This window comes from Paenibacillus sp. VTT E-133280 (assembly GCF_002264385.1).
GTDB classification, from domain to species: Bacteria; Bacillota; Bacilli; order Paenibacillales; family Paenibacillaceae; genus Paenibacillus_AQ; species Paenibacillus_AQ nitricinens.
This window is the reverse complement of record NZ_NFUX01000029.1, coordinates 41,789-61,071: the sequence shown is the minus strand read 5'-3', so window position 1 is coordinate 61,071 and position 19,283 is coordinate 41,789. Positions and strand designations below refer to the sequence as shown.

12 protein-coding genes and 1 riboswitch are annotated in these 19,283 nt (G+C 45.9%); of the genes, 7 read left to right on the top strand and 5 right to left on the bottom strand.

Annotation, left to right across the window (positions count from 1 at the left end):
* Positions 1 to 49 precede the first annotated feature (49 nt).
* The 3 genes from CA600_RS14535 to CA600_RS14525 all read left to right on the top strand — a co-directional run bounded on the left by CA600_RS14535 (position 50) and on the right by CA600_RS14525 (position 5,012).
* Positions 50 to 373 carry an L-rhamnose mutarotase gene (locus CA600_RS14535; RefSeq protein ID WP_094870868.1) on the top strand — a complete coding sequence of 108 codons (324 nt, stop codon included), beginning with the start codon at positions 50 to 52 and terminating at the stop codon, positions 371 to 373.
* Positions 374 to 595: 222 nt separating this feature from the next.
* Positions 596 to 1,750, top strand: coding sequence for a cation:proton antiporter (locus CA600_RS14530; RefSeq protein ID WP_094870866.1), 1,155 nt, complete (start codon positions 596 to 598; stop codon positions 1,748 to 1,750).
* A gap of 247 nt (positions 1,751 to 1,997) precedes the next feature.
* Positions 1,998 to 5,012 (top strand): efflux RND transporter permease subunit, encoded by a 3,015-nt coding sequence (locus CA600_RS14525; RefSeq protein ID WP_094870865.1) that lies wholly within the window; start codon positions 1,998 to 2,000, stop codon positions 5,010 to 5,012.
* Between the two features lie 502 nt (positions 5,013 to 5,514).
* Here the strand turns inward: CA600_RS14525 and gcvPB are convergent.
* The 3 genes from gcvPB to gcvT all read right to left on the bottom strand — a co-directional run bounded on the left by gcvPB (position 5,515) and on the right by gcvT (position 9,543).
* Positions 5,515 to 6,975, bottom strand: coding sequence for an aminomethyl-transferring glycine dehydrogenase subunit GcvPB (gcvPB, locus tag CA600_RS14520; RefSeq protein ID WP_094870863.1), 1,461 nt, complete (start codon positions 6,973 to 6,975; stop codon positions 5,515 to 5,517).
* The gene (gene gcvPA / locus CA600_RS14515) at positions 6,972 to 8,324 is read right to left on the bottom strand and encodes an aminomethyl-transferring glycine dehydrogenase subunit GcvPA (protein ID WP_094870861.1); all 1,353 of its coding nucleotides are present in this window, start codon (positions 8,322 to 8,324) and stop codon (positions 6,972 to 6,974) included. Before gcvPA ends, gcvPB begins: the two co-directional genes overlap by 4 nt.
* A gap of 106 nt (positions 8,325 to 8,430) precedes the next feature.
* Positions 8,431 to 9,543 carry a glycine cleavage system aminomethyltransferase GcvT gene (gene gcvT / locus CA600_RS14510; RefSeq protein ID WP_094870859.1) on the bottom strand — a complete coding sequence of 371 codons (1,113 nt, stop codon included), beginning with the start codon at positions 9,541 to 9,543 and terminating at the stop codon, positions 8,431 to 8,433.
* 186 nt (positions 9,544 to 9,729) lie between these two features.
* A riboswitch (glycine riboswitch) is annotated at positions 9,730 to 9,828 on the bottom strand.
* 237 nt (positions 9,829 to 10,065) lie between these two features.
* Here gcvT and gcvH point away from each other — a divergent pair.
* The gene (gene gcvH, locus CA600_RS14505; protein ID WP_094870857.1) at positions 10,066 to 10,458 is read left to right on the top strand and encodes a glycine cleavage system protein GcvH; all 393 of its coding nucleotides are present in this window, start codon (positions 10,066 to 10,068) and stop codon (positions 10,456 to 10,458) included.
* A gap of 400 nt (positions 10,459 to 10,858) precedes the next feature.
* On the opposite strand, the gene CA600_RS14500 is transcribed toward gcvH, so the two are convergent.
* Positions 10,859 to 11,695 carry a flagellar motor protein MotB gene (locus tag CA600_RS14500; RefSeq protein WP_094870856.1) on the bottom strand — a complete coding sequence of 279 codons (837 nt, stop codon included), beginning with the start codon at positions 11,693 to 11,695 and terminating at the stop codon, positions 10,859 to 10,861.
* Positions 11,692 to 12,474 (bottom strand): flagellar motor protein, encoded by a 783-nt coding sequence (locus tag CA600_RS14495; protein ID WP_094870854.1) that lies wholly within the window; start codon positions 12,472 to 12,474, stop codon positions 11,692 to 11,694. The genes CA600_RS14500 and CA600_RS14495 overlap by 4 nt, the downstream gene beginning before the upstream one ends.
* Positions 12,475 to 12,748: 274 nt before the next feature.
* On the opposite strand from CA600_RS14495, the gene uvrB reads away from it, so the two are divergent.
* The 3 genes from uvrB (at position 12,749) to CA600_RS14480 (ending at position 19,252) form a co-directional block, all read left to right on the top strand.
* The gene (gene uvrB / locus CA600_RS14490; RefSeq protein WP_076286987.1) at positions 12,749 to 14,740 is read left to right on the top strand and encodes an excinuclease ABC subunit UvrB; all 1,992 of its coding nucleotides are present in this window, start codon (positions 12,749 to 12,751) and stop codon (positions 14,738 to 14,740) included.
* Positions 14,741 to 15,200: 460 nt separating this feature from the next.
* Positions 15,201 to 18,074 (top strand): excinuclease ABC subunit UvrA, encoded by a 2,874-nt coding sequence (uvrA, locus tag CA600_RS14485; protein WP_094870852.1) that lies wholly within the window; start codon positions 15,201 to 15,203, stop codon positions 18,072 to 18,074.
* Between the two features lie 968 nt (positions 18,075 to 19,042).
* A complete protein-coding gene (locus tag CA600_RS14480) occupies positions 19,043 to 19,252 on the top strand; it encodes a hypothetical protein (protein WP_042192275.1) in 210 nt (69 codons plus the stop codon).
* The last annotated feature ends 31 nt before the right edge of the window (positions 19,253 to 19,283 follow it).

Sequence of the window (19,283 nt, the reverse complement as noted above, 5' to 3'; positions counted from 1 at the left end):
TTTGATTCTTATAATGTACAGTAGAGGACATTTCTAGGAGGATGAACAGATGAGCAGCAATAAAATGGCTTGGACATGGCGGGTGAGGGAAGAATGTCTGGAAGCGTATGTAGCGATGCATTTAAATCCATGGCCAGAAGTTCTGGAGGAGCACAGTAAGGCTGGTATTTCTAACTATTCTATCTTTCAGAATGGGAATCAGTTTTTTTATTGCTTTGAATGTGAGGATACCGAAGCAGCTTTCAATTATATTGCCAAAAGCGACGCCTGCAACCGATGGAATGCCATTACCTCAAAGATGGTTGAAGGATCATTTGATTTCAATGACGAGGTGCCAATGTTGCCTTTACGCGAAGTGTTCTACCTAAAATAGCGAAGACGATTCTGCAATTTCTAAAATTTGCATATTGTATATTATCGGCGTATCATGTTTACAGTCTTTTATATTACGGTTATAATATATTATATAATGTCTAATTGAATAATTTTTTGTTTTTTGGAGGAGCCTGTCAACAAGGGCTCCTCTTTGTCTTTTTTTGGCTTGGAGAAGTCCCTGGTTGGCAGTTCTTATATACAACAAGGGAGTGGATGAAACATGGAGTTTGTTCTATATCTTATGCTGATTATACTATTCACCAAGCTAGCTGGTGATTTATCTGTACGACTGGGACAACCGTCGGTACTGGGTAAGCTAATTGTCGGTATTATACTGGGTCCTGCGGTACTGGGTTGGATTCAAAATGGAGAGTTTATTCATTATTTTTCGGAGATCGGTGTTCTATTGTTAATGTTTATAGCAGGGCTTGAGACGGATTTGGAGCAACTGCGCAAGAACTGGAAGTCAGCTTTCGCAGTAGCCGTCGGAGGTATTATTTTACCTTTTCTAGGTGGATTCGCCATCGGAGAAATGTTTGGATTTGCTTATCATAATGCTATGTTTATGGGCGTCATTCTTAGTGCAACATCGGTTAGCATTTCAGTACAGGTGCTGAAGGATATGAATAAGCTAAATACACGGGAAGGTTCTACCATTCTGGGAGCCGCTGTAGTGGATGATATTCTGGTTGTTATTTTGCTCGCTGTATTAATGAGTTTTTTTGGCACAGGAGAATCAGTATCCATTGGTCTTTTAATTACGAAAAAAGTGCTGTTCTTCGCTGTAGCGCTTGTTGTGGGTTGGTTTGTTGTGCCGCGGGTGATGAAATGGATGGCTCCGCTAAAGGTGACAGAGGCTGTTATCGCAGCTGCGCTAATGATTTGCTTTGCGTTCGCGTATTTTGCTGAAATTATGGGGATGGCAGGCATCATCGGTGCTTTTGCAGCTGGGATTGCTATTTCTCAAACCTCCTTTAAGCACACTGTGGAATCTAAGCTGGAGCCTATTGCCTATTCGATTTTTGTTCCGGTCTTCTTTGTCAGTATCGGACTTAATGTTTCCTTTGAAGGAGTTGGCAGTCAACTGGGATTTGTCCTCTTGTTGACGGTGATTGCCATTCTGACCAAATTGTTTGGTGGCGGTCTGGGTGCGCGTCTTACAGGTTTTAATAACCATTCCTCGCTTATTATTGGTTCAGGGATGATTTCTAGGGGTGAGGTTGCATTGATTATCGCGGCAACAGGTCTGAGTAGCGGATTGTTGCAGCAGCAGTATTTCACTTCGGTAATTATTGTTGTCATTGTAACTACACTTGTAACACCACCACTCTTAAAATATATGTTCCGCGATCCAGTGCGCGCTGGAGAGAAATAAAGCAAAAGAAAAGGGCGCCCTATAAGTCATTTACATGGCTTATGGGGCGCTTTTTTTTTGTGCTCTAGTTTCCTGTACTTCAGAAGGAGAAAGTTCCCCGCCTCAAGACGGAGTATAAAACCAGCCGTAGGGCTGTTTTGACTTCGGCTAAAAATGTCTAAACTAAATCTCGGGATGGAAAATAATACATAATGGGGCAGTCATAAAAGGAGTACCAGAAATATACGGGGTGGAAGGGGAAACGAGTATGAAATGGTTAACCAAATGGTCGTTCGGTAACAAGGCGGCGGTAGGGCTTTTAGTGGTAATGGCGCTAGTAGTGGGAGGGCTGAGCTACACTTCGCTGCCGATGGAATTTATGCCAGAGGCGGATAATCCGCAAGTGACTGTAACGGTGCTCGGTCCGGGCCAGGATGCCCATGCGATGGAAACAAAGGTTACGAAGCCGATTGAGGCTGGGGCTGCTTTTGTAAAGGGAAAGAAAGAAATATTGTCTACTTCCGGAGACGGATACGCACAGGTGAATATTTTTTATGATTCGAAAACGAATATGAAGGATGCTGCTGGGGAGGTGCAAAAGGTTGTAGATTCGTTGCAATTCCCTGAAGGGGTGATGGCTCCTTTTGTACTTCAATTGAATACTTCCATGATTCCCGTGTCGCAGGTTACGCTTTCGTTTGATGAAGGGCTAACTAAAGAAAACCTTAAGCTTGCGGAAGAAACGATCATTCCAGAGATGCAACAAGCTGAAGGTGTAGCCAACGTCGCCTTATATGGCAAAGTAACTCCGCAAGTGCGAGTGAAGCTAGATCCGAAATTAATGGCTGAAAAAGGTATTACGACGCCTCAAGTGTTAGGGTTACTTCAAGGACGTAATGTATCAGCATCCCTTGGCGAGCAGACGATTGGGGGTCAGACAGGGAATGTTAACGTGGTTTCTGCGATAGATAGTATCGATACGTTAAAAAAACTTCCTGTTTCCGCGGGCGTTAAGCTACAGGATATTGCTGCTGTCGAGTTGAAGCAGGATCAAGAAAGCGTTAGCCGCTCGAATGGGAAAGATGTTCTTTTCGCCATAGTAACCAAAGAAGCTAACGCAAATGCAGTGAGTGTCGGAGATCATATCCAAGATACCGTAGCACATATTAACAAAACCATTCCAAATGCAGAAGCAGCGGTGGTATTCAGCACATCAGATATGGTGGTTACCTCGGTGAACAGTATGATGCGTGAAGTATTGCTTGGCGCGTTGTTCGCTACGATCGTGATTCTGTTGTTCCTGCGCAACCTGCGGGCAACTCTGATTACGGCGGTTTCTATCCCGCTTTCCTTAGCAGTTACTTTATATCTATTGGATATATCCGGTATAAGTCTGAATATTATTACGCTCGGTGGTGTGGCTGTTGCGGTCGGTCGCTTGGTGGATGATAGTATCGTAGTCATTGAGAACATTTACCGTAGGCTGCAAAAAGAACCCTTCTCCCGTGAAATGATCATAAGTGCAACTGGGGAAGTGGCTAGAGCGATTACTTCATCTACGATTGCAACGGTAGCGGTATTTCTGCCGATGGGTCTTCTGCGTGGTAGTTTGCAGGCTTTCCTGCTTCCGTTTGCCTTAACTGTAACGTATTCATTGCTTACTTCACTCGTTGTAGCCTTGACGGTGGTTCCATTGTTAAGCTCATGGCTGCTCAGAAGAACTTCTATGAAAGAACATGAGCCATCTAAATGGTTTACCCGATTCCTTGATTGGAATCTTCGCCGGAAATGGATCACTTTATCCCTAGGTCTTCTGCTTCTGATTGGCTCCATCGCAGCCTATATGACGATGCCAAAAGGTGCGCTTGATGCTTCAGATGCCAGCTATGTCTCTGTTCAGTTGAACTATCCGAAGGATGTTCCTGTTAAAGAGATTTTGGAAAAAGGAAAGCAGCTAGAGCAAGATCTGATGAAACGTCCAGAAGCAGAAACAGTGATCATGCAGTCTGGGAATAGTGCGGACGCAGCACAATGGGGGAGTGTCAGCTCAGAGACCTTAGTGGACTATACCGTTGTTATGAAAAAAGGTGCAGATGCGCAAGGCTTCATCGATTATGTTCGTGATGTAAAGGATTCCTATGCAGGAGCAACCCTGGTGGCCAATCAAATGAGTATGATGGGTTCAAGCTCCACTAGCGAGTATATTGATATCGTGGGTGATAATCTTACTGATATTACTGCTGTTGCAGCAGAAGTTACGGATAAGCTGAAGACTGTGGAGGGTATTCAGAAGGTCAGTAGCAATATGGAGGATACCAAACCTGTCTTTACATTTAAGGTAGATCCAGTACAGACGAATGCACAAGAAATTACCATGCAATTGTCGGCTATGCTGAATCCGATCCCTATGGGGCAAATCGAACTGGACGGTACGTTTGCAGGAGTAGTGTTAGATCCTATAGCTGAGCCAAAGACAGAGCAAGATTTAAAAGCAATGACGCTCATGACTGCTGAAGGTCCAAAGCCGTTGTCACAACTAGCAACCTATGAGGTTCGGAATGAACCAGCACTGTTGTTCCATAAAGATGGGAAGCCATATGCGAGAATCACAGCGGAAGTGGATCCGAAGAAGGTGTCTGAAATCGGAGCGGATATTAAAAAACAAACCGATAGTCTTACCCTTCCAAAGGGTGTGACTCTATTTGCAGGCGGAGCCTCGGTGGATCAGTCAGAGGATTTCGCTGACCTTGGTATGACAGCGCTGATCTCCATCGGGTTGGTGTATCTGATCATGGTCCTCACCTTCAAAACCCTTCGTGCTCCGCTGGCAATCATGTTCTCCTTGCCATTGGCTGCGATTGGGGCGATTGTTGGGCTGATCGTATCCGGCGTAACACCTGATTTCACTTCCCTGTTCGGGGCTCTGATGCTAATTGGTATCGTCGTCACGAATGCGATTGTGCTTATCGACCGTATTAAGCAGAATGAAATGCATATGGGTGTTCGCGAAGCCATTCTGGAAGCGGCAGGAACACGGATGCGTCCGATTCTGATGACGGCAATTGCTACCATTTGCGCCATGACTCCACTGCTGTTCGGCCATGCCGAGATGGGCAGCATCGTCTCGCAAAGCTTGGCGATTGTGGTCATCGGTGGCTTGACCGCGGCAACGCTGCTTACGCTGGTTGTGGTTCCAGCGATTTACGAGCTGTTCTACTTCCGTAAATCGGCTAAGGAGCGCAAGGGCGCGGTGAAAGTAGAAATTCCGACGCATGGTGCTTAATTTCAAAAAGTTATAGTGATAAACAACTGAAACAGGCCCTTCTCAGTCATTTTAAATGATGCAGGGAAGGGTCTTATTATTTAGAAAATGAGAATTTACTTGCGTATTTGAACAGTGCGAGAGATCTAAGTTTTGATTTTATAAATTATGATTTTTACAACGATATACAACGCATTTAGCATAATTAATATGAAAGGGATGATAGAGAATATTCTATGGGACGAAGACAAGGCGGATAACATAAATAATGCGAGGAGCAAATAGGGAAGGGACAATAAATATTTTCTGTGGAATACATTATGGACAAATTCAAATTTCACAAGGAATACATTCCTTTCTAAGGGGAAAACGCTACCCTCCAAATTAGAATATCATAGCTCCAGATTTTTGCGAAGGTGCAGGCCGAGTAGATCATAGTGTTGATTTTTATTCGCATACTAAAAAGCAGGCCGACGATAAACCGATTATCGTGGCCTGCTTTTTTAATATTGCTCACTATCTATTAACCGCAAGAACAATTCAATACCGGCTTACGCGCGGCTTGTGTCTCATCCAAACGGCTAATCTCTGTGGTATGCGGTGCGTTGATTACGATCTCCGGTGTCTCCTGCGCTTCTTTCACGATCTGGATCATTGTATCGATGAAGCCGTCGAGCGTTTCTTTACTTTCGGTTTCCGTAGGCTCGATCATCATACATTCCTCAACAGTCAGAGGGAAGTACACGGTTGGCGGATGGTAGCCGAAGTCGAGTAATCGTTTAGCAACGTCTAAGGTGCGCACACCATACTGCTTGAGGTTTTTGCCGGACATTACGAATTCATGCTTACATACGCCCGGATACGGAATTTCAAAATACGGCGCCAGACGGTGCATCATATAGTTCGCATTCAGCACGGCATTTTCGGATACCTCACGCAGTCCATCTGGGCCATAGGTACGGATATAGGCGTAGGCACGAACCAGAATACCAAAGTTGCCGTAAAAAGCTTTCACGCGTCCAATGGATTCAGGTCCGCCGAAGTCGAGTGAGAAGCTGTTATCTTCGTTTTTCACCACAGTTGGTTGTGGTAGGAACGGAATCAGGATGGATTTTACGCCAACAGGTCCGGCTCCAGGGCCACCGCCGCCGTGCGGGGTACTCATTGTCTTATGCAAGTTCAAATGCACAACGTCAAAGCCCATATCACCGGGGCGGGTAATGCCCATAATAGCATTGGAGTTCGCTCCATCGTAATAGAGCAAGCCGCCTGCTTCATGCACGATCTCAGCAATCTCGACGATTTGGGTCTCGAACAAGCCGAGTGTGCTTGGGTTAGTCAGCATCAGCGCGGCAGTATCGCTGCCGACTGCTGTCCGCAGCGCTTCAAGATCAACCATCCCTTTATCTGTGGATGGGATCGTGATCGTTTCAAGTCCTGCGGCTGAAGCACTAGCAGGATTGGTGCCGTGTGAGGAATCCGGCACGATAACCTTCGTGCGGGTCTCGCCGCGGCTTTCATGGTAGGCGCGGATCATCATGAGACCGGTCCATTCCCCATGAGCACCTGCGGCAGGTTGTAAAGATACAGCATCCATGCCGGTTAGTGCAGACAAGTCATTTTGCAGGGTATACATTAATTCCAGTGCGCCTTGAATGCTTTCTTCTGGCTGGTAAGGGTGGATCTTAGCTAGGCCTACGATGCGGGCAACATCTTCGTTAATCTTCGGATTGTATTTCATCGTACATGAACCGAGTGGATAGAAGCCGTTATCTACCCCAAAGTTGCGGCGTGACAAGGAAGTGTAGTGGCGAATGACATCCACTTCCGATACTTCTGGAAGCACGACGGGTTCGCTACGGAGTAAACCTGATGGAATCAGAGATTCTAAGCTTTCTTCCTGCGGCACATCGCACAGTGGCAAAGAATAGGCCGAACGGCCGGGACGGCTTAATTCAAAAATTAGACTTTGCTCCGGTTTCATAAACAGCCCTCCAGTGCGCTAGCGAATTGGTCGATTTCGTTTTTGCTTCTTTTTTCCGTAACGGCTACCAGCATATGTCCAGCAAGTTCAGGATAATCACGGCCCAGATCATAACCGCCTAAATAACCTTCCTTCAGCAGCTTCGAATTAATTGCGCTAACGCTGCTTCCCTCAGGAAGCTTCAAGACAAACTCGTTAAAGAAGGGGGAGGAGAAGGCATATTCAGCACCTGTTAGTTGGCTAAGTTTATCAGCGGCATAATGGCTTTTACGAATGTTTAGCTCGCCTACTTCACGCATACCTTCTTTGCCCATAACGGACAAGTAAACCGATGCGCAGAGAGCCAGCAGCGCCTGATTGGAGCAGATGTTCGAGGTAGCTTTTTCTCGGCGGATATGCTGCTCCCGTGCTTGCAGCGTCAGAACGAAGCCGCGTTTCCCGTTACGGTCAACCGTTTGGCCTACGATACGGCCCGGCATCTTACGCATCAAGTGCTCAGCTACCGCGAAGAATCCACAGGTTGGACCGCCGAGGGAAGCTGGAATACCAAGTGGCTGAGCGTCACCGACTACGATGTCGGCTCCGAGCTTGCCTGGTGTTTCTAGTACGCCAAGAGCGATCGGATTTGCACTGACGACGAACAACCCTTTAACAGCATGGATCAGCGGCTCAACAGAGCTAAGATCTTCGATGCTGCCAAAAAAGTTAGGCGATTGCATCAGTACTGCGGCTGTATCACCATCAATGGCTTCAGCAAGCTTCACCTGATCGGTAACGCCGTTTTTATAGTCAATCTCCACGACCTCAAGCCCCCAAGCATTAGCCGATGTGCGTAACACTTGGCGCGCTTCAGGATGAACGGTGCGGGAAACAATTAATTTTTTGCGTTTGGTAGCACCAGCTGCGAGGACTGCTGCTTCGGATAATGCGGTTGCGCCATCATACATGCTGGCATTGGCTACTTTCATACCGGTTAGTTCGCAAATGTAGGATTGGAATTCGAAGATCGCCTGCAGTTCGCCTTGGCTGATCTCCGGTTGATAAGGGGTGTAAGCAGTGTAGAATTCAGAACGGGAAATGACATGGTTGATCACCACAGGGATGTGATGGTCATATAATCCGGCGCCGAGGAAGCTGGCGTGCGAATCGAAATCAGCATTTCGGTCAGCGAGACCTTTCATGTGACGTAGCAGGGCGTACTCATCGAGTGGTTCAGACATCGGCATAGTGCCTTGATAACGGACGGCTTCAGGAATATCGGAGAACAGCTCATCTATGGACTGAATCCCGACGGTTTCCATCATCTCTACGCGGTCCTGTGCTGTCATGGGCAGATAACGGTGCTTCATTAAGGTTTCACTCCTTGGCTTTTTTAAAATATAAGAAAGTACAATTTTCACGCTATACTTTATCCTTCTATTTCTCGCTTAAAAGCTAACCGTCCCAATATGGACGCTAAAGGCGTTTATACTTGTAAAAAGGGGCTTTAATCACGACAGCCTTAAGCTGCTTGCCGCGTATCTCTACGAATACCTCTGTGCCTATTTCACTGTAAGCTGTATCAAGCAAAGCTAATCCCAGATTGCGTTTCAGCGTTGGTGATTGGGTTCCGGTTGTGACCTCTCCGATTTTAACGCCGTTCGCATAGACTGGGTAATGGGAGCGCGGAATGCCCCGGTCAATCATTTCTAAGCCGACCAGACGTCGGGGTAGACCGGCTTCTTTTTGCTGCACTAGCGCATCGCGACCGATAAAGTCCGCTTTGTCCAGCTTCACAAAGAACTGTACTCCAGCTTCAAGAGGGGTGATGTCAGCTGACAGCTCCTGACCGTACAGCGGCAATTTTGCTTCAAAACGCAGCGTATCACGGGCGCCCAGTCCAGCAGGTGTTAATCCGTGAGGAGTGCCAGCTGCGAGTAGGCCGTTCCATAACGTTGCTGCCCCATCCAGCGGAGCGTAGATCTCGAAGCCATCTTCGCCGGTGTAACCCGTACGGGAGATCAGTACTTCTACACCGCAGACGGTTGCGCGTTCGATGAAGTGGAAGGGCTTGAGTTCTGAGATCGGAGCATCAGTAACTTTCGCGAGTATGGTCTCTGCCAATGGGCCTTGCAAGGCAAGCAAAAGCGTCTCGTCAGAGACATTAGTGAGTGTGACTTCACCGAATTCAGAGGTCAGATGCTCTTGCAGCCACTGGAAGTCCTTATCGATGTTGGAGGCATTTACGACAAGCATATAACGGCCTTCACTTATTCGGTACACGAGCAAATCGTCGACCACACCGCCGTTTGGATAACAGAGCAGCGTATATTGTGCCGCACCATCGGTCAGGCGGCTGACATCGTTGGTCGTCATTTTTTGTAAAAAGGCTTCAGCACCGCTCCCGATCACCATGAATTCACCCATATGCGATACATCGAACAGTCCAGCCTGCTGGCGAACAGCTTCATGCTCCTTCACGATACCTGTAAACTGTACTGGCAGCTCCCAGCCGCCAAAATCAATGCACCTGGACTCCGTGTAAGCGGAATAGAGATCGTAAAAAGGTGTTCTTTTCAAAGCATCCATATCGTCACTCCCCTAGTCTGATTAGATACGAAAAAAAGGACAGGCAGAAGCAATCATGCATAAATGCACTAATCGCTTTCTGCTCTGTCCTTTGTACCTGAGAGTTACCCTGCCGTAACGAACCTGCAAGTTTCCCCGTTGGTGACCTGACGCACTCAGCCCCGCGTCTGATGCTCTCCAGAGGTACGTCCGACAAAGGTCCTTTTGCCTGAGAGATTCACCCCTGTTAGGGCTTACTCCTTCGGCGCCGTCTTCAAGTGAGACAGTCTCTCCCTATGCCATCATCCGCAACTGTATTTGTTTTATATTTCTCCGAGAAACGGTTATCGTCTATAAAAAAGACGACAACGTCGTTTCTTCTTGTATGTCTCCATTAAACGGGTATAGGAGGGCGCTGTCAACAAGAAAAAGTCAAAAAAACGACAAATTTATTTTACTGTTAGTAATATTGACATTCTGCTCTGGGATCACTTAGGCTATAACTAAATTTAGAATTCCAATTTGGAAATGAGGCGGCTTGAAATGAGTGAAGTTTTAGATCACCTTCTTTACAGCGAAGAGCATGAGTGGGCACAGCAAGTGGAAGGACGCGTAGTACGTATTGGGATTACGGATCATGCTCAGCATTTGTTAGGCGATATCGTATTTGTGGAATTTCCAGAAGTGGGCTCGGCCATTTCAGCCGGTGACAGCGTAGGCAGTATCGAATCCGTTAAGACTGTATCGGAATTATATTCACCCGTCTCGGGGACGGTTACCAAGATTAATGACGGTTTAGAGGCTAGTCCGGAGCTGATCAACGATAAGCCGTATGGCGAGGGTTGGATTTTTGAAATTGAAGTGGACGGAGAGTATGCTGATGCTGTAAAAGGTCTGCTGGATGCAGCCGGATATCGTGCATTGGTAGGAGAGTAATTGGGATTTTTCACAGTATATTAATTTTATCGCGAGTGATATTTGTAGCAGCAAGTTTCTGTTTTTGGGGACTTGCTGTTTGGTATTTTTATTTAGAGGTGGGTGGGGATTTTTGCGTCATACCCTGGGACGTCTCGGAATTATTTGATTTTATTTAAAAGCGAATCTGCTGTTGTGGAATTAGGGAAAACCTCCCTCATTTTAGACGAATATAGCGTGACACAAAGAGTTTTAGGGAATTTCTCCCTGAAAATTCCGGTGAAACCGCTATTTTTGACTAAATAGGGGATTAATCAGGGAGTATTTCCGTAATTAATAGTGGCAAGTCCATTTTAGTATGTTGATAGCAGATTCGCACCCGCACTAACTACTATATCTAGCTCTGAGTACAATCAATATTTTATTCACCCTCTTGAAGCTGCCGCAGCACAATGATCTCTACACGGCGGTTCTTCTGCTTACCTGCTATCGTGGTATTATCTGCGGTGGGCTGGGTGTCAGCATAACCTGCGTATTGAAAAGTATCCGGCTTCAGTCCTTCATGGTCTAGAAAAAAGCGAAGTACAGATAGCGCACGAGCACCAGACAGCTCCCAGTTGTCGTTAAATTGAGAAGCCGAGGATACGGGCGTATTATCGGTATGTCCTTCAATGCTAATCTTTGCGCCGATGTCTTTGAATAAACCAGATAACTGCTGAAGAGCAGGGAAGGCTGGTGATTTCAGGTCTGCCTTACCTATATCGAATAGAAAACGATCACTGAGTGTGATTTCTATACCCTGCGGTTTGTCAGCAACAAAAATTTGTTCTCCGAGATTATTTTCCTCCACATAGTGGGTGATCACACCCATTAATTCAGCAAGTTTAGTCTCTTGTTCTCGAAAAGCGAGCTCACGTGCCGAAGGTGTTTCATTCTCCGCTTGTTCACCAGATCCGTCATTCGGTCTTGCAGTTGCAGCTGCATCCTCATTTCCGTCTGTACTTTCCGGTTTGTTCTCAGTTGATTTTCCAGCATCTAAAATACCGTTCCCACCCTCAAGGACAGTGGTTCCAGACTTGAAGGTCTCGGATAACGAGCCTGTCACGATGTTATATTTGTCAGTATCCAGGCTGCTCATCGCATACAATATAACGAAAAAAATAAGTAAAAGTGTAATTAGATCTGCATAAGTAATCATCCAACGGTCACGGCTTTCCCGAGTCTCTACACGCCGCTTGCGCCGGTCTCTTTGTCTCATAAAAGGCCTCTAGTTTCCGCACGGTCATTCGTGTCCGAGTCTGAGATGAATGAGTTCATTTTTTTACGTACCAGCAGTGGATGATCCCCATTCTGTAGAGAAAGAATACCTACTAGCAGCATTTCCATGCTATGTAGCTCACTTTGACTGCGGGATTTGATTTTGGAGGCAATGGGTAAAAATATTAAATTAGCGATGGCTACACCGTACAACGTTGCAGTGAACGCTACTGCGATAGATGTGCCCAGATTTGACGGATCTGTAAGGTTGCCAAGTACACGGATGAGACCCATCACCGTCCCGATAATTCCCATCGTTGGTGCATATCCACCAGCAGCTTCAAAAATCTTAGCATAGTTCTCATGCTTCAATTCTTTAGCGTCCATTTCCAGTTCCAAAATCTGTCTTACCTGCTCAGGATCAGTGCCGTCGACAATAAGAAGCAGACCTTCACGTGTAAAAGAATCCGGATGTTCTTCAGCTTGTTTTTCTAACATTAAAACGCCGCCGCGACGGGCCACGGTTGCCATTGCAATGAGTTCTTCAGCTTTTTCCATATCACGATCAGGGTTGCTGCCGAAAGCCATGCGTAGTGCTGTTGGAATGGAGCGCAGCTTAGATGCCGGGAAGCTGATCATAACGGCGGCAAATGTACCCCCGAACACAATCAAAGCCGCATTAAGCTGCAGCAGTCCTGAGAGGCTTCCGCCTTCCCAGAGATAGCCGCCGATTAACGCAGCCAGTCCAGCCAATAGGCCAATTATTGAGGTAATATCCATGCTTCAAGCTCCTAACATTTCTATGTATTATGGTTTGCATCGATCTAGTCAACACTGTATAATGAACGGGAACACATATTCTTATCTTCCATATTTTTAATTATAAGAAAGTATAAGTTTCACGTTATACTTAAACCTTATAATTCTCGCACAAACGCTTAACGTCTTTTAGAGACGCCAAAGGCGTTTAGCTTGCTATCGTATGGAGAGAGAACATTCAGACAACAATTATAATATATTAATCTAGTTTAGACGATAGAGGGGAGACGGGCAAATGAGTGATATTGTCGTCAGTACGAAGACTTTTGAATTGGAGTCCGAGTATACACCCCAGGGCGATCAGCCTCATGCCATAGAGGAATTACTACAAGGCATCCGGCAGGGCAAGAAGCACCAGACGCTGCTGGGCGCGACGGGTACGGGGAAGACGTTTACCGTTGCACAAGTTATTTCCAAATTAAACCGCCCGACATTAGTTATTGCGCACAACAAGACTTTGGCTGCCCAACTGGCGAGTGAGTTTAAGGAGTTTTTTCCGCATAATTCGGTAGACTATTTCGTCAGCTACTACGACTATTACCAACCAGAGGCGTATATTCCCTCCTCCGATACTTATATCGAGAAAGACTCCAGTATTAATGAAGAGATTGATAAATTGCGCCACTCCGCAACGAGCTCCTTGTTCGAACGGCGTGACGTTATTATTGTGGCGAGTGTGTCTTGTATTTACGGCCTCGGTTCGCCGATGGAATATGGAAGCTTGCTTTTGTCATTGCGGGTTGGGATGGAGAAGCCTCGAAATGAGATTTTGAGCAGGCTAGTGGATATCCAGTACCAGCGTAATGATATCAATTTTGTACGCGGAACCTTCCGTGTACGTGGTGATGTGGTTGAGATTTTCCCGGCATCTCAGGGTGAGCATGCCATTCGGGTCGAATTGTTCGGTGATGAAATTGAGCGAATCACTGAGATTGATGTGCTGACGGGTGAACTGATCGGGGAACGCGATCATGTCGCTATTTTTCCGGCGTCTCACTTTGTTACCAAAGAAGAAACAATGCGTGTAGCACTGGTCAACATTGAAAAAGAGCTGGAAGACCGCTTAACGGTTCTTCGTGACGCAGGAAAGCTTCTTGAAGCTCAACGTCTGGAACAGCGGACACGTTATGATATTGAAATGATGAAGGAAGTGGGCTTCTGCTCAGGGATTGAGAACTATTCCGGACCACTCACCTTCCGTGAACCAGGGGCAACCCCATATACATTAATGGATTATTTTCCGGATGATATGCTGATCATTATTGATGAGTCCCATGTTACACTTCCGCAGATTCGGGCGATGTATAACGGTGACCGGGCGCGTAAGACGGTACTGGTAGAGCATGGTTTCCGTTTGCCGTCTGCGCTCGATAACCGTCCACTTCAGTTTGAGGAATTCGAAGAAAAGGTGAAGCAGATCGTATATGTTTCTGCGACACCGGGACCTTATGAAATGGAGCACTGTGACACCATGGTGCAGCAGATTATTCGGCCTACAGGTCTTTTAGATCCGATCATTGAGGTTCGTCCTACAGAGGGACAAATCGATGACTTGATTAGTGAGATTCGTGATCGGGTAGAACGAGACGAACGCGTCCTCGTCACAACGTTGACGAAGAAGATGTCGGAGGATCTGACAGATTACTTTAAGGAAATTGGGATTAAGGTTCGGTATATGCACTCTGATATCAAAACACTGGAACGGATGGCGATCTTGCGGGATCTTCGTCTGGGTACATTCCATGTTTTAGTAGGGATTAACCTGCTAAGAGAAGGTCTCGATCTACCGGAAGTATCGCTGGTCGCTATACTTGATGCCGATAAAGAGGGCTTCCTTCGTTCCGAGCGTTCGCTAATTCAGACGATTGGTCGTGCGGCCCGTAACTCCGAGGGCCGAGTCATTATGTACGGTGATCGGATCACGGATTCGATGGAGAAAGCGATGAGCGAAACATCGCGTCGCCGCGCCATCCAGATCGCCCATAATGAGAAACACGGCATTACCCCAACCACCATTAATAAAAAGGTGCGTGACATCATCGAGGCAACGAAGGTTGCTGAGACTAAAGCGGATTACCTCACGGGTGTTGGTGGCAAGATGAATAAGAAAGAGAAACAAAGCCTGATCCAGCGTCTGGAAGCCGAGATGAAGGACGCAGCGAAGAACTTGCAATTTGAGCGCGCGGCAGAGCTGCGTGATGCTTTGCTGGAGCTTCGGGCCGAGTAATAAACCTTAAATGCATCACCGATATTTAAAATATGTAAATGAACGGTGCTGTCCAGGCCGTTCTTTTTGAATAAATAGATGGACACGCATCCCGCAGGGACAGCTTAGCACTTACGTGTATTACGTAGGGAGAGTGCTCCGCAATGCTCTTAGCACTTACGCGTATCCCGCAGGGACAGCGCCCTGCAACGTTATAGCAGTTGCGGTAATCTTGCACTTCCCGCACTTAGCTAGTGTGCGCCTAACGTCCAAGCGGTCCCGTAGGGATAAGCGCTCCAAGCAGCACTGTCACTAAGTCCCGTCCTACCAACCTCCTTCGCCAATAAATGCGGGTGTCCAGAGGGTGCAACCCTTGGGGCCCTCCCTTGGAAGGGAGGGTTTGGGAGGGATCGAAAACGCTTTTGATAAAGCTTTGATATTTGATATTTGTTGATATTTGATTCATTAAGGAGAGGTTCCGTTGGCGAACGAAAATATTGTAATTAAAGGCGCGAGGGCGCACAATCTCAAAAACATCGATGTGACGATTCCACGTGACCGTTTCGTCGTGCTGACGGGACTGAGCGGCTCAGGTAAATCGTCGCTTGCATTTGATACGATTTATGCTGAAGGACAGCGGCGTTATGTTGAATCTTTGTCCGCTTATGCTCGTCAGTTCTTGGGGCAAATGGAGAAGCCGGATGTGGATTCGATAGACGGATTATCCCCGGCAATCTCTATTGATCAGAAGACAACAAGTCGCAACCCTCGTTCCACAGTAGGTACGGTAACTGAGATCTATGACTATTTACGGCTGCTTTTCGCACGGATCGGTCACCCTCATTGTCCAGAGCATGGAATTGAGATTACTTCCCAGACCGTTGAACAAATGGTAGACCGGATTATGCAGTATCCAGAGAAGACTCGTTTGCAAATCCTAGCGCCTATTATTTCAGGACGTAAAGGGGAACACAAAGGACTCTTCACAGACATTTCTAAGCAAGGGTTCGTACGTGTGCGTGTGGACGGTGAGCTAAGAGATCTGTCTGAGGATATTGAACTTGAGAAGAATAAAAAACACACTATAGAAGTTGTTGTAGACCGGATCGTCGTTAAAGACGATGTGGAGACCCGGCTGACGGATTCACTGGAGACGGCACTTAAACTTTCGGGCGGTAAAATCCTTGTGGATATCATCGGTCAGGAAGAGCTGCTGTTCAGCTCTAACTTCGCTTGTCCGATTTGTGGTTTTAGTATTGAAGAGTTGGCACCACGGATGTTCTCTTTCAACAGTCCATTCGGAGCCTGCACAGAGTGCGATGGACTTGGCATGAAGATGGTGGTCGATCCAGACCTGCTTATTCCTGATGCTGAGAAATCCATTGAAGAGGGCGCTTTTTTAGCTTGGACAGGAAGTACCTCCAATTACTATCCGCAATTTTTGAAATCCGTGTGTGAACACTTTAATATTCCACAGAACGTTCCAGTGAGCAGTTTAACACCTGATCATATGAACAAACTACTAAATGGTACAGGCAGTGAGAAGGTTCGCTTCAAATATGAGAATGATTTTGGACAAAAGAAAGATGCGATGGTTGCTTTTGAAGGGATTATTCCTAACCTTGAGCGGCGTTATCGTGAAACTGCTTCGGATGGCATTCGTGAATTTATCGAAGGATTCATGAGTGCAAAGCCTTGTCATGTATGTAAAGGCAAACGTCTGAAGAAAGAAATTTTGGCGGTGACGATCAACGAACAAAATATTTCGGACATTACCGATCTCTCGATTGGTGACTGTCAGCATTGGTTTGAAGAGATAAAATTGAGCGAAAAAGAAACAGCCATCGCCAATCTCATTTTAAAAGAGATTTGTAATCGGCTTGGATTCCTTGTAAATGTAGGCTTGGACTATTTGACGCTTAGCCGTGCAGCAGGCTCACTGTCTGGTGGGGAAGCACAGCGTATCCGGTTGGCCACTCAGATTGGTTCGAGCTTGATGGGTGTGTTGTACATTCTGGATGAGCCAAGTATTGGCCTGCATCAGCGGGATAATGATCGCCTCATCTCGACCCTTGCGCATATGCGTGACTTAGGGAATACGCTGATTGTTGTTGAGCATGATGAAGACACGATGATGGCAGCGGATTATATTATTGATATCGGACCGGGTGCGGGTATCCACGGTGGACAAGTTATGGCGCAAGGAACACCGGAAGAAATTATGAAGGATCCGAATTCCTTAACGGGTGATTATTTAAGTGGTCGTAAATTTATTCCGGTAACCGCTAAGCGTCGTGCTACTGATGATCGATGGATAGAAATCCGTGGGGCTAAGGAGAATAACCTGAAAAATGTGAATGTGAAGATTCCATTAGGTGTGTTTACAGCGGTGACAGGTGTTTCTGGTTCCGGTAAATCGTCGCTTATTAACGAGATTCTTTATAAGAGCTTGGCACGGCAACTGAATAAGGCTGTGAAGGTACGTCCGGGTCAGCACAAAGAAATTCGCGGCTTGGAAAATCTCGATAAAGTAATTGAAATCGACCAATCACCAATCGGGCGTACACCACGTTCTAACCCAGCAACCTATACGGGTGTATTTGACGACATTCGTGATCTGTTCTCGAAGACGAATGAGGCAAAGGTACGCGGTTTCCAAAAGGGACGCTTTAGCTTTAACGTAAAAGGCGGACGCTGTGAAGCTTGCCGCGGGGACGGAATTATCAAGATTGAGATGCACTTCTTGCCGGATGTCTATGTTCCTTGCGAAGTATGTAAGGGCAAGCGTTATAACCGGGAAACTCTGGAAGTGAAGTATAAAGGGAAAAACATCTCTGATGTGCTGGAGATGACGGTAGAGGATGCTACAGAATTCTTCGTGAATATCCCTCGTATCCATCGTAAAATGCAAACACTGATGGATGTTGGTCTTGGTTACATCAAGATTGGTCAGCCAGGTACCACATTATCCGGTGGTGAAGCGCAGCGCGTGAAATTGGCTTCCGAGCTATACCGCCGTAGTACCGGTAAGACCCTTTATATTTTGGATGAGCCGACAACAGGTCTGCATGTGGATGACATTGGTCGTTTACTAGAAGTGTTGCATCGCTTGGTGGATTCCGGAGAATCAGTTCTCGTCATTGAGCATAATTTGGACGTTATTAAAACCGCGGACTATCTCATCGATATGGGACCAGAGGGCGGCAGTGGCGGCGGAACTGTGCTGGCAACAGGAACACCAGAGAAGCTCATTACCGTTACGGAGTCTTACACAGGTAAGTATCTGAAGCCGGTTCTGATTCGTGATACAGAGCGTACCAAAGCCCTTATGCTTGAGACGGCAGAAACCGTCTAAGCTATAAATAGCTGGATAGTATAACTACTAAATGAAAAAGGTCACGGCAATTTGCCATGACCTTTTTGTTTGTTGTCCTTCCGAAATCATTATTTTGTGAAAAACAATTGATAGGTAAAATGCTAGTAGTCACCTGTAAATTAGAGCCATTATCCGTTCTGATGTGAGTGTTCTAGTAAACGTTATATGACTCCTATAAAAAGAAAACAAAATCATAGATGAGATAGGCATAAGTAGGGCATGTCCGTCGTAAGATTTAATGAGTAGTATGCTGTTGCTATTGGTATGCTTAATGGGTAATAGGATGCAATAGGCGAGTAATAGGAGAGCAATAGACGCAATGGTTCCTTGAAAAATTAATAACTAATTGTTATAGACTTAACTCTATCAAACGAATGTTTTATTAGATTAGGGAAAACCTCCCTAAAAATCTGAGTTTCTAGATCATAAAAGATGAAACCCGGTAAAAACTCCCTAATTATCAGGGAGTTACATTCTTTTAGCAGGATTTCTAATGATTTTTAAGGAGAAATTCCCTAAAAACCTCAAATTGATCTGATAATCGTACGATTTTAGGGAGGGTTTCCCTAATTCTTGAAAAACGTAGGATTTGAACGCAAGTGTGAAGTTCTATCTCTGAATTTTAAACTGAACTCCAAATTGATTCCTCAGTACTTTAAAAAGTACCTTCAAAAAAGTACCTTTAAAGCACTAACTGGTTTCCTCTTTGAACCTTCACGACGCATGCTATCTCTGGTTAGATTCACGTAATTTTTTGATCGAAAGCTAAACGTCAGTGACTAATATCATCATTTTTGCGGATTTTGCAGGGTTAAAATATATTTTTTGCGACAAATACATAATTTTTCTACAAAACCTATTGCATCGCCCAAATGGTAGCGATAACATAGAAGAGGATATGGGGAATACTGGATCTTGCTTGACAACATTTTTGAGGAGGTAAGGTAATGCTACTTGCAGAAGTTGCCGCGCAAGGACCGTCTAAATTTCATACCTTTGATGTTTTTATGATTTTATTCACGATCCTAATTTTGGTTGGAGTCGTTCGGTTACTGAGAGCTCCCCAGAAGAACAAGTTCGCCATTGCTTTCGGAGCGGTTAGTTTGTTGGTTTTTATAATCTCTGACTATGCCATGGTGATGCATTGGTTAAGTTAACGAAAGAATTTAATTGAACAGCTTTGCACCA

Excerpts from the sequence above, each read along its gene's own strand:
- CA600_RS14535 (WP_094870868.1), top strand. The coding sequence starts at position 50 with ATGAGCAGCAATAAAATGGCTTGGACATGGCGGGTGAGGGAAGAATGT.
- CA600_RS14530 (WP_094870866.1), top strand. The coding sequence starts at position 596 with ATGGAGTTTGTTCTATATCTTATGCTGATTATACTATTCACCAAGCTA.
- CA600_RS14525 (WP_094870865.1), top strand. The coding sequence starts at position 1,998 with ATGAAATGGTTAACCAAATGGTCGTTCGGTAACAAGGCGGCGGTAGGG.
- gcvPB (WP_094870863.1), bottom strand. The coding sequence starts at position 6,975 with ATGAAACCGGAGCAAAGTCTAATTTTTGAATTAAGCCGTCCCGGCCGT.
- gcvPA (WP_094870861.1), bottom strand. The coding sequence starts at position 8,324 with ATGAAGCACCGTTATCTGCCCATGACAGCACAGGACCGCGTAGAGATG.
- gcvT (WP_094870859.1), bottom strand. The coding sequence starts at position 9,543 with ATGGATGCTTTGAAAAGAACACCTTTTTACGATCTCTATTCCGCTTAC.
- gcvH (WP_094870857.1), top strand. The coding sequence starts at position 10,066 with ATGAGTGAAGTTTTAGATCACCTTCTTTACAGCGAAGAGCATGAGTGG.
- CA600_RS14500 (WP_094870856.1), bottom strand. The coding sequence starts at position 11,695 with ATGAGACAAAGAGACCGGCGCAAGCGGCGTGTAGAGACTCGGGAAAGC.
- CA600_RS14495 (WP_094870854.1), bottom strand. The coding sequence starts at position 12,474 with ATGGATATTACCTCAATAATTGGCCTATTGGCTGGACTGGCTGCGTTA.
- uvrB (WP_076286987.1), top strand. The coding sequence starts at position 12,749 with ATGAGTGATATTGTCGTCAGTACGAAGACTTTTGAATTGGAGTCCGAG.
- CA600_RS14480 (WP_042192275.1), top strand. The coding sequence starts at position 19,043 with ATGCTACTTGCAGAAGTTGCCGCGCAAGGACCGTCTAAATTTCATACC.